The sequence below is a fragment of the Kribbella kalugense genome (assembly GCF_004365875.1).
Lineage (GTDB): Bacteria > Actinomycetota > Actinomycetes > Propionibacteriales > Kribbellaceae > Kribbella > Kribbella kalugense.
Window position 1 is genome coordinate 2,354,254 of the sequence record NZ_SODF01000001.1, and the last position, 15,928, is coordinate 2,370,181.

Here is a 15,928-nt window from a genome sequence, read left to right on the forward strand (position 1 = left end):
TACGGCTGCGGCAAGTCGGAACATCCGGTGCATGTCGGTCAGAGTACACGATCTGCCGATCGGAGGAACATCAATACCGCCCGGACCCGGCGGTGGTCGTCCGGCGCCGGCGGGAGACCGAACTTGTGGAAGATCGACCGGACGTGCGCCTCGACGGTCTTCGGACTGAGCACCAGCGAGTCGGTGATCGACTGGTTCGACCGGCCTTGCGCCATCAGTTCGAGAACGTCTCGCTCGCGGCCCGACAGTTGGTCGACCGGGCTCCGTGGCCGGTCCAGAATCTGCGCGACCACGGCCGGATCGATGACCAGATCGCCGCGTCCAACCCGCCGTACCGCGTCGGTGAAGTCGGTCAGCTGGACCACGCGATCCTTGAGCAGGTAGCCGGTCCCGGTGGCTCCGGTCGACAGCAACGTGATCGCGTACTGCGGTTCGACGTACTGGGAGAGGACGAGTACGGCGGTGCCTGGGTAGCGGCTGCGGATCTCCTGCGCGGCGGTCAGACCCTCCTTGCCGTACCCGGGTGGCATGCGGATGTCGACGATCGCCACGTCCGGTCGGTGCCGCTCGACCAGGATCCGCAGCTCGTCGGCGTCCCCGGCCTGCGCCACCACCTCGAACCCTGCCTCGGTCAGCAGCCGAGCCATACCTTCGCGGAAGAGGAGCGAGTCCTCGGCGATCACGACACGCATGGGATCTCCGCGAATACGACGGTTCCGCGACCCGGCGGACTGTCCACCCGGAGCCGCCCGTCGACGGCGGCGACCCGATCGGCGAGACCCCGCAGCCCAGATCCCTCCGGATCGGCGCCGCCTTTGCCGTCGTCACGGATCTCTACCAGCACCCGCCCGTCGACTCGGCGTACGGCGACCGACACCTCCTCGGCCGAGGCGTGTTTGGCGGCGTTGGCGAGCGCCTCGGAGATGACGAAGTACGCCACCGCCTCGATGGCCGGCTCGATCCGTCCGGGCGGTACGGCGAGCAGCCGCACGGGCACCGCGGACCGTTCGCTCAACGAGCGCAACGCGGACACCAGTCCTTCGTCGACCAGGATCGACGGATGGATCCCCCGGGCCAGTTCGCGTAGCTCGGCCAGGGCCGTGGTCAACCCGTCCGCGATCGCCGCCACCGAGTCCGCGGCGGCCGGATCATCGCCGGCCTCCAGCTTCGCGGCTGCCATCCGCGCGTCCAAGGCCAACGACACCAGGCGTTGCTGCGCGCCGTCGTGCAGGTCCCGCTCGAGCCGTCGACGTTCGTTGTCTGCGGCAACCACGATCCTGGACCGGGACGCGCGTACCTCCGCCAGCTGAGTGCTCAGCTCGGCCCTCAACCGATCGTTGTCAATCGCCATCCGCACGGCCGCGCCGGCCGAGCTCAGCAGCTCGCCACCATCCAGCAACGCGCGATCGTGGACCACGGCAACCATCGGGCGACCGTCATGCTCGAGGTACGTCGTCGACTGAGCGGATCCTGCATCCGGGAGGTCGGCACCGGTCGAGATCAGATATCGCCGCGCCGACGGGTCCCACCGGCCGATGGCCAAACACGGATCGCCGAGTACGCGCGCCATTGTGCGCTCGACCAGGTCCAGCCCGGAGTGCTCGGCAAGCTCCGTGACCAGCTCACCGATCCGCGCCTGCCGCGCCCACCCGAGTGACAGTCCGATCAGGATCGCCACGGGATGCACGAGACCGGCGTACATCGCGACGAGGTTGATCGCGTGGCTGACGTCTGGATGTGTGTCGTAGAGCTTCAGGGAGTTGGCGATCATCTGGGCGCTCAGAGCGAGCAGAAGCGGTACGGCGGCCACCAGCACCGGACCCGAGATCCGCCGCAGCGGACGGCTCGCTCGCCACCACCGAACCACGCACACCACCGCGAGGCCGACGAGCATCGGCACCATCAAGTAGACGCGCCCCGGGAACGCCGCGTAGATCCGGTCGAGCCGACTGACGACGTCCGGGCTCGCGTGGACCAGGTTGAGGCCGGGCGGACAGTCCGAGCAGCCGAGGTCGGACGGGTCGGTGCCGAGGATCGGGATCGTCGTCCAGCACAGCATGGCGACAACGGCCGCAAGGACCGCGCACTGCTCCCACCGACGGGTGAGCCGACCGCCGGGAAAGGACAGGAGGACCGCGACGAGGGCCGGCAGGTAGGCCAGCTCGAACGCGACACCGATCGTCCACAAGAGCGGCGGGACATGCGGGCCTTCGAACAGGAACATCAGGTAGGCGACGCCGGTCAGCATGAGCAGGACGCCGGTGCGGTTGCGCGGCTGCCGGTCCCACGCGATCAGACCGGCCACCAGATACAGCCAGGGCAGCAGACCCCATTGCCAGCTGGCCTGTCCGGCGCGCCACAACAACACGCAAACGACAGCTCCGGCAACCGCTACGACCACGCCGACCACTCGCCGATTCATTGCGCTCTCGCAAGCAGAGCAGTGATTCTCGACTCGGACAGCTCGGCCTTCGGGATGAAGCCGCGCGCCGGCGTACCGATCAGACGGGTGCGGTAGTCGGAGGCGTCCCGGATCGAGGTCAGGATCACCGCCGGCGCGTCGGGCTCCTCGGCCAGCTGCCGGGCCACCTCGAAGCCGTTCATGTCGGGCAACTGGACGTCGAGCAGCACCACGTCGGGTCGCAGCGTGCGAACGGCCGTGATCGCCGAGCTGCCGTCGCCGGATTCGCCGATCACGACGAAACCCTGCGACTCCAGCATCCGGCGGACCGAGCTCCGGAACAGGACATGGTCGTCCACGATGAGGATCCGCGCCGCCCCCATCCCCACATCGTCAGGCCCACCGGACCACCCGTCAATCAGGGCCAACCCTCAATCGCGGTGTGGTGGCCGCCCCGATGCGGCGTCCGCGCGCCGGCTGATTGGCTGGCCAGCAGGCGGGGGTACGCCCCGTGCGGGAGGGGGATCCGGCCATGCCGACCATCAGAAGACGTCGTCTCCGCGGCATCGTACTGTCGCTGACCGCTTGTATCGCACTCGTTGCCGTAGGCGCCCTGCCCGCCGCACCCACACCACTTCGCACCGATCGACTCGAGCTCGGCCCGTGCGCGGATGATCCGGCGTTCCGCTGCGGCACGCTTGCGGTGCCGCTCGACCGCCGGCATCCCGACGGCCGCACGGTGCCGCTGCATGTCGAGATCTTCCCGCACACCGGTCCCGCCGCCACACCGCCCGGCGCGGTGTTCATCACCTTGGGCGGTCCCGGCGCTTCGATCAGCTTGTCCGACAAGTACGCGTACGTCGACTTGCTGGCAACCGTCGCGGAGACCCGTGATCTGGTCTTCGTGGACCAGCGCGGGGTCGGACTGTCCGCGGCCATCGACTGCCCCGACTGGCAGCACGGCGGACCGTTCTACGCCTCGGCGCCCAAGTGCCACGACCAGCTCGGCGATACCGCGAATCTCTACAGCACAACGGATGTGGCCGACGACCTCGAGCAGGTACGCCGGGCGCTGGCGTACGGCGACATCGACCTGGTCGGCGCCTCCTACGCCGCCAACGACATGGTCACCTACGCGACGCGCTGGAAGCAGAACGTCCGGTCGATCTCCCTCGGCGCACCGGCGCTCACCGTCGGCACCGACCCCTTCTACGCCTATCAGCCGAAGCACTACCCCGCTCTCGTGAACGCGGTCTGTGGCCGCTCCCCGGCCTGCGCGGCGGCCAACCCCGACCCGGCCGCCTCGCTCGCCTGGCTGGCGGACCGGCTCCGGCGCAAGCCAGTCAGCGGTGTCGGCGTCGACTCGCACGGCGTCCCGCACCGGATCACCGTGACCGAGAACCTGCTCGCGACCGCGATCATGTCCTTCAACGGCGGTAGCTTCGTCGGCCCGGGAGAGATCACTCAGGCCGCGGTGGCGCTCCAGCGTGGTGATCCCGTTCCACTCCTGCGGTTGGCGGCGGACGTCGATCCGGCGAACGGCTTCGACACCGGCGATCCGCGAGAGTTCTCCAACGGCCACGCGCTCGCCCGAATGTGCGTCGACCAGCCCGCACAGTGGGACAAGGACGCGGGGCCGGCCCGACGGCTCCAGCAGTACGCCGCCGCGTTCGCTGCCGAACCGGCCCACTACGGACCGATCTCGAAGGCCGCCTGGGATCACGAGGGCTATCTGGGCTTCCAGCCGCTGCCGTGCATCGCATCAAGCTGGGAGGACCGGCCGAGCTATCCCAGCGGCACGAAGGTTCGCGTACCGGCTCTGATCCTGACCGGCGAGTACGACGTCGGCGTCACGCCCGAGGCCGGCCGGATCGCGTCGCAGGTCCTCGTCGGGTCGACGTACGTCGAGCTGGCCGCTGTCGGGCACTCGACGTGGTTCACCGGCTCCTGCGGGACCGTCTTGCTGCAGCGGTTCATCGAGACACTGGCCGTCGGCGACACGTCCTGTGCTCGCACCCCGCCGGCGGGCTGGTGGATGCCCGGCAGCTTCCCGCTCACCGCCGCGACGGCCCCACCTGCCCGGCAGACCGGCGGTCCGGCCGCCGCGACCGACGTACGCCGACTCGCCACAGTCACAGCGTGGACCGTCATGGACGGCCTCCAGCACCAAGCCTCGATCTCCGGTCTCGTCGCCGGCGGACTCCGCGGTGGCACGGTGACGTACGACGACAGCTCGGAGAGCCCGTTCGTGTACGACGCGGCGCGGTTCACCCGGGACGTCTCGGTCTCCGGAGCGACCGCTTGGACACCTGATGGCATCGACGGCACGTTCACCGTCCGCACTCCGGCCGGGACGACGGCGAGTGCAACCGTGCGCGGCGCCTTCACCCACCTCGGCGGGACCGTCGTGGTGACCCTGCGGCAAAGCAACCGCACCCAGACCTTCGAGATCCCCGGCTACTGATGAGGCGACCGATGAAGCGTGTACTAGCAGTCTCGATCTCGTTGATGCTGGCGTTGTGCGGGTCCAGCGCCCCGCACAGCAATGACGGACGGATCGTGTTCAGCCGGCAGCTCGAGTCCGGCGGCGCGAACCTGTTCGTGGCCCGGGCGGACGGATCCGGCGTACGGAAGGTGCCGATGCCGGAACTCGTCGAGGATTTCGGGTCGGGGCGGTGGTCACCCGACGGCAGCAAGCTGCTGATCTCGAACCTGCTGCGCTTCGACGCTGCCGGCGAGCTGCTGCCGTTCCGGCCGGCGACCGTGCGGCCGGACGGGTCCGGCTTCCGGATGCTCGAACCACCGGGCGCACCGGACGACATGCTCTGCGGTGCCTGGTCGCCGGACGGCAAGCGAATCCTGTGCGGATTCGGCGGCGACAAGCCCGGCGTCTTCAGCATCCGCTCGTCGGACGGCGGTCGTCCGATCCGGCTGACGACGAATCCGTACGGCGGGTCGGACGTCGCGGGCGACTACTCACCCGACGGCGACCAGGCGGTCATCGTTCGGTTCCGGGGTGAGGACACGGCGCTGTTCGTGGTCGACACCGACGGTCGTCACCTTCGCCAACTGACGCCGTATGGACTGGCGCAAGGGCATGAGCTGGCGACGGCCCGGTGGTCGCCTGATGGTCGCAGCATCCTGTTCGCGACCGCGGAAGGTGGACTGTCGCTGATCCGGCTCAAGGATGCGCGTCTGACCTCGATCACTCTCGACACCGGCGGCAAGGCGTACCACGCCTTCGCGCCCGGATGGTCACCGGACGGTTCGAGGATCGTCGTCTCGCTGACCATCGATCAGCAGGAGGACATCTACACCGCCCGGCGGGACGGCACCCACTTGCAGCGGATCACGAACACACCGGACTTCGAACCGTTCGCGGACTGGGGCTTCTAGACGTCCAGGAGTTCGCGCAGCACGGCGCCACTGCGGCTCCATGACCAGTCTCGTCGTACCCACTCCCGGCCGGCCGCGCCCATCGCCCGGGCGCGAGCGGGATCGGTGAGGAGTTCGGCGATCCGTACGCCGGTCGGCGCCGGGTTGTACGGGTCGACCAGGTATCCAGTCTCGCCGTGCCGGACGGTGTCGCCGGCGCCGCCGGAGTCGCCGACCACGACCGGCTTCCCGGTCGCGGACGCCTCCAGCGTGACGATGCCGAGAGCCTCCGGTTCGAGGCCGAGCCGCCGGGTCCGGCACGGCATCGCGAACACGTCGGCAGCATCGACGTACGGCGGAATGTCGGCCCACGGCACCGGCCCGGTGAACACGACCGACGACCGAACCCCGACCGCCAGCGCCAAGTCCTCGAGCCGTTCGCGATCCGTGCCGCCGCCGACCAGGAGCAGGATCGCGGACGGTACGGCGGCCAGGACGTGCGGCCAGGCGCGGATCAGGGTGTCCTGACCCTTCCGCGGGATCAGTCGCGAGACGCAGGCGACGACCGGGATGCCTTCGAGGCCGAGGCCTTTGCGGACCTGCTCTCCCCCGCAGTTCGGGAAGAAACGGCTCGTGTCGACCCCGGGCGTCAGCCGCCGCATCCGTCGTACCGCTGCCGGTGAGAGCGCAGGCGTGATCCGGTCCGCGCACCACGACGACACCGTCGTCATCGTGTCGGCCGCGTCACCGATCCGGCGCAGGGCCTGACGAGTGCCCGGTACGCCGGCCCACCAGGTCTCGTGGCCGTGGGTCATCGCCACGATCCGTCGCGCGCCCGCTCGGCGCAGCGCTGGTCCCATCAACCCGAGTGGTGCGGCCGCGCCGAACAGCACCCGATCCGCGTCGTACTCGCGCAGCAGGAGGACGGCCCGCTTCGTGATGCGGGCCGTGGGCAACAACATCGACGTCCGGTCGCGGATCACCGGGAAGGGCAGCGTTGCGTCGTACGCCGTGTCGCCGGGTTCGTGGGACGTGTAGACGACGGGGTCGGGCAGCTCGTCGCAGAGGGACCGGACGAACGTCTCGATCCCGCCCTGGCGTGGCGGGAAGTCGTTGGTGACGACCAGGACGGTCATCGCCCGACCAGGGGCGGAACCGGGTGGCCATCCTGCGTCGCCCAGGCCCGGCCCATCGCGATCCGCTCCGGCGGGGTCGGGTGGGTGGCGAACATCCAGTACCGCCAGCGGCTCGGGTCGAGGCCGTCGATGTTCTGCACGGCGAGGTCGTGCTGCATCGCGACGAAGTCCTGCGGGTCGTTCGTCAGCCGGAGCGAGTGGTAGTCGGCGCGGGCCTCGATCTTCCGGCTGACCAGGTTCTGCACCGGGCTCGCGAGCACCGTCCCGGCCGCAACCAGCGCGACCAGCATCGCGGCCCGACGTGGATCGGACATCCGTGCCCCGAGCAACAAATACAGCAGCGTGATCCCGAACGCGGTCCCGAGGACGCCGATCAGCGTGCCGTGCAGTACGTCGTCCTCCGCGGCGTGACCGAGCTCGTGCGCGACCACAAGCCGGACCTGGGCCGGCGGAGTGTCCTTGAGCAGCGTGTCGTACACGACCAGCCGACGGGTCGAACCGAAGCCGGAAACGTAAGCGTTCAAAGCGGTCGTCCGCTTCGACGCGTCCGCGACCAGCACGTCCTTCACCGGTACGCCGTCCTGCTTGGCGAGCGCCAGGAACTCGTTGCGCTGGGCACCGGCCGGCATCGAGGTGAAGTGGTTGAACCGCGGCTCGACCAGCACCGGGTACGCGAACGACACACCGAGCACCAGCAGCGCCGCGGCGATTGCCCCCGGCAACCACCAGCCCTGCTTCCAGTGTTTCGCCAACGCCATCAGGACAACCGCGATGACCGCGAGCCCGAGCGAGGTGAGCGCCCAGTTGAGCCCGCGGTCCCAGACCCACAGCCGCCAGTTCTGCACCGACAGGCCGTACTTCAGGCTGACCCGCTCGGCCATCACGTCGGTCGGAACGGTGAGCAGGCTCGTGATCAGGACGACGCCGGCGACGGTCAAGGGAACGGCGATGACCCACGGCCGAACGCGCAGACCGTCGTACATCCGGCGGCCGAGTGGGCTGAAGCCGATCACCAGCGGCACAAGGGTCGAGATGATCCACGATGCCGTCGACCACGGCAGGATCTCGTGCCGGAACGCGTTCTGACGGGCGATCTCGGCGGACGTGAAGTCCAGCGCGGCGTCGGGTTTCGGCAGGTCGATCAGGTGCCACGGGGTGGTGACGGCGACGGTGAAGACCAGGGCGAGCGCGAGCAGGCCGGCGGCGAGGCGGGGCGCGCTCTTAGGCACCAGCGAGCCTCTCGAGGTACTTCTGCCACTCGGCGACGAACTCGGCCTCGGTCATCCCCAGCACCGACTTGAACGCGTCGGCCAGACCGGTCGTGCTCTTCGAGGTGTGCACAGCCAGGTAGAACTTCACCAGCTTGGCCTGCCCCTCACGCTCCGCGATCAGCCGGCAAGCGAGCCACGCCGCCTCGTAGGCCTGCGGCAGCTCGGTCGCCGACGCCGCGAACGACTCCGGCGTGGGCAACGCGGTCGGCACCTTCCCGGCCCGGACCGCCTTGAACAGCTCCTTCGCCGCCGACTCGTCCTGAACCGGTACGGCGGTGAACGCGACGTAGTCCGCGAACCCCTCGGCCAACCACAACGGCACCGGCGAGGCGGTCGCGGTCGACGCGACGTGCGTGGTCTCGTGCGTCAGCACGATCCGGCGGCCCTGCTTGCCGAGCTCCTCGAACAGCTTCGGGTTGGCCACGATCCGCACCGGCGCGCCGACGGCAGGCGTATCCAGCTCGGCCATCGTGACGGCGGCGATCTGGGTGTACGTGTTCGGCGCGGCGCCGAGGATGCCCTCCATCTGATCCTGTTTGGCGGGCAGGTAGATGATCACCTTCTGCCGCCAGTTCTTGCCCCAGACCTTGCTCACCGACTCGACCGCCTTGTCGGCGACGGCGACGTAACTCTTCGCCTCGGCCTCCGAGTCCAGGCTGACCACGAGGCTGTGCTTGCCCTTGGCCACGTCCACCGGACCAAGCGCCCAGATCGGTCGGCGCTGCCCGGCCGCGAATCGCTCCGAGAACGAGGCGGCGTACGTCGTCCCGTCGCGGGTGACGAACGTGACCGGCAGGGTCTCCCGGGCCGGTTTGACGTCGTACCCGGAAAGTTGCCAGGAGACCTCGACCTGCGCCAGCCAGGACTGCGTGCCACCGAGCTCGGCGGTCCGGTTCGGGGTCAACGCGCCGGTGTCGTCGCTCACGTAGCGCAACTGGAACGTGCCGAGCGGGAGCGTGCTCAGGTTCGAGAAGATCGTCCGCGCGCTGGTCCGGAACGCCGAGGCCTTCGGGTCGATGGTGTCCAGGAACTCGGTCCGGTTGTCGTTCTCGACCGCGTCGGTCATCTTCTGCAGCACGGCCTCGCCGGCGACAGCACGTCGTACCCCGTCCTGGGCCTGGTCGGGGGTCGCCGAGGTGGCCTGCGGGTGCGCACCGGGCGCCTTCGGGTCGGCCGGCGCGTCGGCGATCCGCCGAAGTCCGGCGTACCCGCCGCCGATGACCAGGCAGACGGCCAGCCCGAGGGCGACCTTCTTGATGATCGGCGTGAACGGCGGCCTGCTTCCGGTGCCCGCACGGGTGACGTACAGCGGCTGCCGGTGGTCGATCGGCTCCTGAGAGTCACCGGCCGGAGGGGTCACCGGCAGCGGAACCGTGTCGCCGTGTTCGTCGATCACCTCGGCCCTTCGCTGCTCACCTGCCCCAGTCAGGCGGGACACCCGGCCTCCTCCGACATTACGGCATCAATGAGTCGGCTCCGGAGGAAGGGATCCCCCGGAGCCGCAGAGTATGTCAAGGTCGCAGGTCAGCCCGGGCGAACGGCGCCGTTGTAGGGCATCTCGTCCATCGGGGCGATCTCCACGCTCTTGCCCGGCCGGGGAGCGTGCACGATACGGCCGTTGCCGAGGTACATCGCGACGTGGCTGGTCGGGCTGTAGTAGAAGATCAGGTCGCCCGGCATCAGCTGGTCCTTGCTGATCCGGCGGCCCGAGTTCTGCTGCTCCTTCGACGAGTGCGGCAGGGAGACGCCGGCCTTGGCCCAGGCGTACATCATCAGGCCGGAGCAGTCGTAGGAGCTGGGGCCGTCGGCACCCCAGACGTAGGGGTCGCCGAGCTGGGACAGAGCCGCGCTGACCGCGATCGACGCACGACCGCTGGCCGGGACGTTCGGGATGTCCTTGTCGTCGGACTCCCGGTCGCCGCTGCGGGTCGGGCGCTCGCTGCGCGCCTTCTCGGCCTCTTTGGCGTTCTCTTCCTCGATCCGCTTGCGGTCGGCGGCGCTGAGCTTGTCGAGGACCTTCTCGGCGGAGTCGAGGTTGGTCTGGAGCTGCTTCTTGAACGCGTCCTGCTTCGCCTGCACCGACTGCAGCGCGGCCAGCTCGGTCTGCTCGCTGGCCTGCAGGTCGGTGAGCTTGCCCTGCGCGACCTGGTAGCGACGCAGCGTCGAGTTCTGCTGCCCTGCGAAAGCCTGGGCGGTGGACGCCTGGCTGAGGAACTGGTCCGGGTTCGTCGACAGCAGCAGCTGCGCCGTCGTCGAGATGCCCGAGGTCTGGTAGCCGGCGACCGCGAGGGATCCGATCTGCCGCTTCACACCGTCGACCTGGGCCTGCTGCTTGGCGATCCCCGCCTGCAGCGCCTTCACCCGGGCGGTCGAGGCGCTGATCTGGCCGCGCAGCTCGTTCGCCGACTCACCGGACACTTCGGCCTGGTGCTGCAGCTCGGCGACCTGCTTCTTCGCCTGATCGAGGGTGGGCGCGGGATCGGCGTTGGCCGCTCCCTGGATCAGAATCACGCCTGCAGCGACAGCGGTGCTGGTGATGGCGGCGAGGGCGATTCCCTTGGTGCGGTTGATGCGTCCGATGGACACAGCCCGGTCGGTCCCTTCCTCTGCTCGCGCCGTCCCCGTTGACCAGGCTCACCACGGACTCAGTCCGTGGGCTCCGCCGGATCACTCCCTCGGCTTGCCGCTGCCCGGTCGGCCGGAACGGCCGACACCCTGAGGCAACGAGACGTACAGTAGTGACCGTTTCGTGACCAGTGCAATTCGCCCCTCGGGTTTGATCGATTCTTAACGAAGAATCATCCGGACCAAACGGCCGTTTCGCCTTCGCCGGCAGGGTTTTCGGCAGCAGTATCGGGCTCGACACTGCTGACGGCGTGTACTAGGCGTAACGGTGGGACCAGGCCCGACTCGGCGAGGGCGTCCAGGGCGGCCTTCTCGTCGTCGTCGATCCGCAGGCTGCCGGACCGTTCGGCGGCGAACCCGAGAACGACCGTCACCACGCAGTCCTGGCAGCCCGGACCCTTCATCACACAAGCGTCGCAGTCGATCAGCACAACATCCTCCAAGTGGGGAAGCACCCGGACTTGCATCCGGCTGAGAAGGACGCTAGAGAGGCCCGCCGACAGTTTCCGTCGACCAACTGTCGTCAGGTGCGTGCGATGCGTGCGATCAGGCTGGATGCGGACAGTGCGCGGGCGCCGAGTTTGATGATGCTGTCGGCAACCTCACGGTCGGTGGACACGACCACCACAGGGCGTCCCGGCGGCTCGGCGCGGACAAGTTGCCTGATCACGTCATCGGCGATCACACCGGCCGGGCTGAACCGCACCCGCACACCGCGTGGCGGATTCAGTTGTACGGGTCCCGACAGCTCGGCGCCGTCGAAAACCACCGTGACCTCGATCCGGCGTTGCGCCACCAACGCGCCGAGCGCTGTCACCAGCCGCTGACGCTGCGAATGCAGCGGCGAGTTCGGCCAGGCGGTCTTCGTCACGTTGTAGCCGTCGATGATCAGGTGAACCTGCGGCAACGCGAGCAACTCGTCGAACAACGCCGGGTCGTCCTCAGGCGCCGTACGCCCGATCGGGGCTGCATCGGGCTCCGAGCCGGCCACCGTGTCGGCAGGACGGAGCTCTCCCCCAGGCGGCAACGCCAGCTCGCGACGCAGCCCACTCGCTGCCTCGAGCAACGTGTCGAGCAGCAGGCGGGTGCGTGTCGATGCCAGCTCCCGCTCCTGTCCCGCCGTACGCCGGGCCGCGTGCTCGACCGCTTCCAGTTCGGTGATCCGGGTCCGCAGCTTGCGCAGGTCCCGCTCGACCTCGGCGCGAGCGGCGTCGACGCGTTCGTCGGCGGTCTCGGCTTCCTTGGTGCGTTGCTCGAGGTCGGTCTGCAGACCGGCGATCCGCTGCCGGGCCTCGTTGAGCTTGCGCCGGAGCGTGACGTTCTCGCCCTTGAGCTCGTTGACCTGTTCACGAAGCCGTTCGCGGACCTGACGGGTCTCGGTGCGGGCTTGATCGAGCTGGTCGGCCAGCCGATGGACGGCTTCTTCGTCGGCGCGCGGGTTCTCCACCGGGACCTGGGCGGCTGCGGCGATGCGCTGCTCCCAGTCGTCCGGGCGGAGCAGGTACGCGAGGGCTGCGACCTCTACCGGGTCGGCGGCCGGGACCGGGACACCTTCGGCGACAGCATCGCCGAGCTCCGGGTGCTCACGCCGTACCTCGAAGGCGGTCAGCCGGCGGAAGTGTTCGTCGGTCTCCAGGATCGGACCGAGCACCGACGCGGACAGCTTGGCGCGTTTCGCCGGCGCGAAGCTGGCGAACCGGCGGAGTGGGGCCGGGATGTCGGTTGCGGTGAGCTGGCCGAGTGCGTGTGCGGCGAGGGTCAGGACGCGTTGCCGGACCGGTTCAGGCAAAGTCGTAGCGGCGGAGCTCGCGGCGGTGCCGGCCTCAGTCACCGGTCCGCAGTCCGGCTGGAACGACGGCCTGGCAGCTGCTGCTCGGCCGGTGATGCAGACCACAGTGAACGGGCGTCCGGCCCGGATTCACGGTAGTCGCCTGTGTACGCATACAGAGAGCCTAGTCGACTCGCAGGCGTGTCACCTGCGGAATTGTCGGTGGCGGCTCTTAGCGTCGTGGGCATGAGCAGCCCAGGGCGTGCAGACACCGCGGATTCGATGTTGCCGATCCGCGGCGTCCAGCACAGCTTCGACGACCTGGGTACGCCGTTGCGCGACATCACCTTCTGCGTGGTCGACCTGGAGACCACGGGCAATCCGCCCGGCGAGGGCGGCATCACCGAGATCGGTGCGGTGAAGGTGAAGGCCGGCGAGCTGATCGGTGAGTTCCAGACGCTGGTCAGCCCGACCGAGTCGATCCCGCCGTTCATCGCCGTACTCACCGGCATCACGAACCTGATGGTTGCCTCGTCACCGCGGATCGAGTCGGTGCTGCCCGCGTTCCTGGAGTTCGCGCAGGGCTGCGTGATGGTTGCCCACAACGCGCCGTTCGACATGGGCTTCCTGAAGCACGAGAGCCTCGTGCACGGGTACGACTGGCCGGACTTCCCCGTCGTCGACACCGCGCTGTTGGCTCGCCGGGTCATCACCCCGGACGAGGCTCCGAACTGCAAACTCGGCACGCTGGCCAAGCTGTTCCGCACCACCACGACACCGAACCACCGGGCCTTGTCCGACGCTCGCGCGACAGTCGACGTACTGCACGGGCTGTTCGAGCGGGTCGGGTCGTTGGGCGTGCAAACGTTGGAGGACCTGCAGACGTATTCGTCCCGGGTCGCGCCGGCCGTGCGGGCCAAGCGCCACCTGGCCGAGTCGTTGCCGCACGCACCGGGTGTGTACCTGTTCACCGACGATCGTGGCGAGGTGCTGTACGTCGGCAAGTCGAAGGACCTGCGGACTCGCGTCCGGTCGTACTTCACCGCGTCGGAGACCCGGAACCGGATCGGCGAGATGGTCGGGATCGCGACCGGCGTCCGCGGGATCGAATGCGGGACTCCGCTGGAGGCCGAAGTACGCGAGCTGCGGCTGATCGCGGAGCACAAGCCGCGGTACAACCGGCGGTCGAAGTTCCCGGAGCGGCAGCATTGGCTGAAGGTCACCGTCGAACCGTTTCCGCGGTTGTCGCTGGTCAAACAGGTGCGTGACGACGACGCCGGGTACCTCGGGCCGTTCAGCTCGCGGAAGACGGCCGAGCGGGCGATGGCCGCGCTGCACGAGGCGTTCCCGATCCGGCAATGCACGGCGCGGATGTCGCGGCATCCGCAGCTGTCGCCGTGTGTGCTGGCCGAGATGGGCCGCTGCGTCGCGCCCTGCGACGGCCGGATCTCGATGGATTCGTACGGCGGGTTTGTGGCGTCACTGCGGACGGCGCTGACCGTGGATCCGACGCCCGTGGTCGAGGCGATGGACCGGCGGATCGACGGACTGTCGGCGGACGAGCGGTTCGAGGACGCCGCCGTACATCGGGATCGGTTGAGTGCGTTCGTGCGGAGTTCGGCGCGGATGCAGCGGATGGCGTCGGTGACCGGGTGCGCCGAGATCTGCGCGGCCCGGCGTACCGAGGACGGCGGCTGGGAGCTTCATGTGATCCGCCGCGGCCGGCTCGCGGCGGCCGGGTTCAGTCCGCGGGGCACGGACCCGCGGCCGCATCTGGAGATGCTGCGCGCGTCAGCCGAGACGGTCCTGCCGGGTATCGGTCCGGTCGCGGCGGCGTCGCCGGAGGAGATCGAGCTGATCCTGCGCTGGCTCGAGCTCCCCGGCATCCGCCTGGTCGAGGTGGACGGCACCTGGACCTGCCCGGTCAGCGGCGCCGGCCGACACCTGACCCGCCTCGACAACTCCCGCTCCGACGCCCACCACCACCCCACCGAACGCCGTCGCCACCTCCGCCCGCTGGGACCTGCGCGCGTTGGTTAGGCCTCGACGAACTGATAGTCGGAGACGATGCGGCCGTCTGGACCGAGGTGGATGAGGTCGATGCCGATGGCAAGCGTCTCTCCCCCGCCGGCCGGGACCATGGCCCAGCGCAGCTTCACCAGATCACGCAGTACGGCGGCGTCACCGTGCCGGACGAATTCGTACTGCCCGGGCGCGACGAACTCGTCGTACGCCCTGGTCACGCGGGTGAAGAGCTCCGCGTGGCCGCGGGCTTCCAGCGTCGCGGTGACGCCGATCTCGGTGGCGCGCTTGACGATCTCCTCGGGCGGCTCGAGCAGATGTACGCCGTCCTCGGTCCACAGCTCCTCCACCGCCTGCCGGCGAGCGTCGGCGTCGGGTTCGTTCCAGACTGCCAGGTAGCGGTTTGCCAGGTCTTCTGCTGAGTTGTTGTTGTTCACACCACGACCTTGCCGAGCGGGTCGGGGGTCCGACAATTCCCTGCTGGGTATGGACTGTCGGTGGCGTGGGTTAGAACTGAGGGCATGACATCAGAGCTGTCCGCGGGTCTGCGATCGTGGCGTACGCGTCGACGCGTGAGTCAGCTCGAGTTGGCTGTCCGCGCGGGGACGACGCAGCGGCACGTCAGCTTCATCGAGAGCGGCCGGTCGACGCCCGGTCGGGACATGATCATCCGGCTCGCCGAGTCGCTCCAACTACCGCTGCGTGAGCGCAATCAGCTCCTGGTGGCCGGGGGCTTCGCGCCGGCGTACGACGAAACGCCGTACGACTCACCCAGTCTCGACGCGATCCGGACGGCGCTGGCCGGGATCCTCGAGGGGCACCGGCCGAGCCCGGCCGTGGTCGTGGATCGGCGTGGTGACCTGGTGCTCGCGAACCGGTCGTTCGACGCGTTCGTCGCCGGAGTCGCGCCGTACCTGCTGGAGCCGCCGGTGTCCGTGCCCCGACTGCTCCTCCACCCGGCCGGGCTGGCGCCGCGGATCGTGAATCTGGCCGAGTGGTCGTGGCACGTGATCGACGCGCTCACCCGGGAGGCCGCGCTCGTGCCGGATCCCGAGGCGGACGCGCTGATCTCGGAGCTGACCGCGCTGGTCCCGCCGCGTCCGGTGACCGGGCCGGATCATCTCGGGTTCGCCGTACCGCTGCGGCTCCGGTCTGAGGACGGCGAGTTGCGGCTGGTCACGACGCTGACCAGGTTCGGTACGGCGATCGACGTGACGGTGGCGGAACTGCGGATGGAGGCGTTCCTGCCCGCGGACGAACCGACGGCGAGGGCGTTGGCGGGCCTGGACCGCACTATGCTTCAGCGGGTTGAGATGTGAGTACTGAGGAG

14 protein-coding genes are annotated in these 15,928 nt (G+C 69.2%); 4 read left to right on the plus strand and 10 right to left on the minus strand.

The genetic code is table 11. The features are described from left to right. Window positions 1-38: 38 nt before the first annotated feature. The 3 genes from EV650_RS11110 to EV650_RS11120 are packed head-to-tail and all read right to left on the minus strand — an operon-like array spanning window position 39 to window position 2,784. Window positions 39-692: a response regulator transcription factor gene (locus EV650_RS11110; protein WP_134117948.1), complete on the minus strand. Its 654-nt coding sequence runs from the start codon at window positions 690-692 to the stop codon at window positions 39-41. Then, a complete protein-coding gene (locus EV650_RS11115; RefSeq protein ID WP_134117950.1) occupies window positions 680-2,422 on the minus strand; it encodes a sensor histidine kinase in 1,743 nt (580 codons plus the stop codon). Before EV650_RS11115 ends, EV650_RS11110 begins: the two co-directional genes overlap by 13 nt. After that, on the minus strand, window positions 2,419-2,784 hold the full coding sequence (locus EV650_RS11120; RefSeq protein ID WP_134117952.1) for a response regulator: 366 nt from the start codon (window positions 2,782-2,784) through the stop codon (window positions 2,419-2,421). Before EV650_RS11120 ends, EV650_RS11115 begins: the two co-directional genes overlap by 4 nt. 149 nt (window positions 2,785-2,933) lie before the next feature. Here EV650_RS11120 and EV650_RS11125 point away from each other — a divergent pair, with 149 nt between their 5' ends. After that, window positions 2,934-4,865, plus strand: coding sequence for an alpha/beta fold hydrolase (locus EV650_RS11125; RefSeq protein WP_134117954.1), 1,932 nt, complete (start codon window positions 2,934-2,936; stop codon window positions 4,863-4,865). 11 nt (window positions 4,866-4,876) lie between these two features. Then, entirely contained in the window at window positions 4,877-5,797 is a 921-nt protein-coding gene (locus EV650_RS11130; RefSeq protein ID WP_166678082.1) for a TolB family protein, read from the plus strand. On the opposite strand, the gene EV650_RS11135 is transcribed toward EV650_RS11130, so the two are convergent. The 6 genes from EV650_RS11135 to EV650_RS11160 form a co-directional block, all read right to left on the minus strand. Continuing rightward, entirely contained in the window at window positions 5,794-6,912 is a 1,119-nt protein-coding gene (locus EV650_RS11135) for a glycosyltransferase family 4 protein (RefSeq protein WP_134117958.1), read from the minus strand. The genes EV650_RS11130 and EV650_RS11135 overlap by 4 nt on opposite strands. Then, the gene (locus EV650_RS11140; RefSeq protein ID WP_134117960.1) at window positions 6,909-8,141 is read right to left on the minus strand and encodes a M48 family metallopeptidase; all 1,233 of its coding nucleotides are present in this window, start codon (window positions 8,139-8,141) and stop codon (window positions 6,909-6,911) included. Before EV650_RS11140 ends, EV650_RS11135 begins: the two co-directional genes overlap by 4 nt. Continuing rightward, window positions 8,134-9,621 carry a hypothetical protein gene (locus EV650_RS11145; protein ID WP_134117962.1) on the minus strand — a complete coding sequence of 496 codons (1,488 nt, stop codon included), beginning with the start codon at window positions 9,619-9,621 and terminating at the stop codon, window positions 8,134-8,136. Before EV650_RS11145 ends, EV650_RS11140 begins: the two co-directional genes overlap by 8 nt. 86 nt (window positions 9,622-9,707) lie before the next feature. Beyond that, window positions 9,708-10,769 (minus strand): C40 family peptidase, encoded by a 1,062-nt coding sequence (locus EV650_RS11150; RefSeq protein ID WP_134117964.1) that lies wholly within the window; start codon window positions 10,767-10,769, stop codon window positions 9,708-9,710. 212 nt (window positions 10,770-10,981) lie between these two features. Beyond that, complete coding sequence (locus EV650_RS11155) at window positions 10,982-11,239, minus strand: hypothetical protein (RefSeq protein WP_134117966.1); 258 nt, start codon at window positions 11,237-11,239, stop codon at window positions 10,982-10,984. A gap of 92 nt (window positions 11,240-11,331) precedes the next feature. Further along, window positions 11,332-12,639 carry an NYN domain-containing protein gene (locus EV650_RS11160; protein ID WP_134117968.1) on the minus strand — a complete coding sequence of 436 codons (1,308 nt, stop codon included), beginning with the start codon at window positions 12,637-12,639 and terminating at the stop codon, window positions 11,332-11,334. Between the two features lie 183 nt (window positions 12,640-12,822). Here EV650_RS11160 and EV650_RS11165 point away from each other — a divergent pair, with 183 nt between their 5' ends. After that, window positions 12,823-14,616, plus strand: coding sequence for a DEDD exonuclease domain-containing protein (locus tag EV650_RS11165; RefSeq protein ID WP_134117970.1), 1,794 nt, complete (start codon window positions 12,823-12,825; stop codon window positions 14,614-14,616). Here the strand turns inward: EV650_RS11165 and EV650_RS11170 are convergent. Continuing rightward, window positions 14,613-15,035: a hypothetical protein gene (locus EV650_RS11170; RefSeq protein ID WP_134117972.1), complete on the minus strand. Its 423-nt coding sequence runs from the start codon at window positions 15,033-15,035 to the stop codon at window positions 14,613-14,615. The genes EV650_RS11165 and EV650_RS11170 overlap by 4 nt on opposite strands. 84 nt (window positions 15,036-15,119) lie before the next feature. Between EV650_RS11170 and EV650_RS11175 the strand changes: the two genes are divergently transcribed. Then, window positions 15,120-15,917, plus strand: coding sequence for a helix-turn-helix transcriptional regulator (locus EV650_RS11175; protein ID WP_134117974.1), 798 nt, complete (start codon window positions 15,120-15,122; stop codon window positions 15,915-15,917). The last annotated feature ends 11 nt before the right edge of the window (window positions 15,918-15,928 follow it).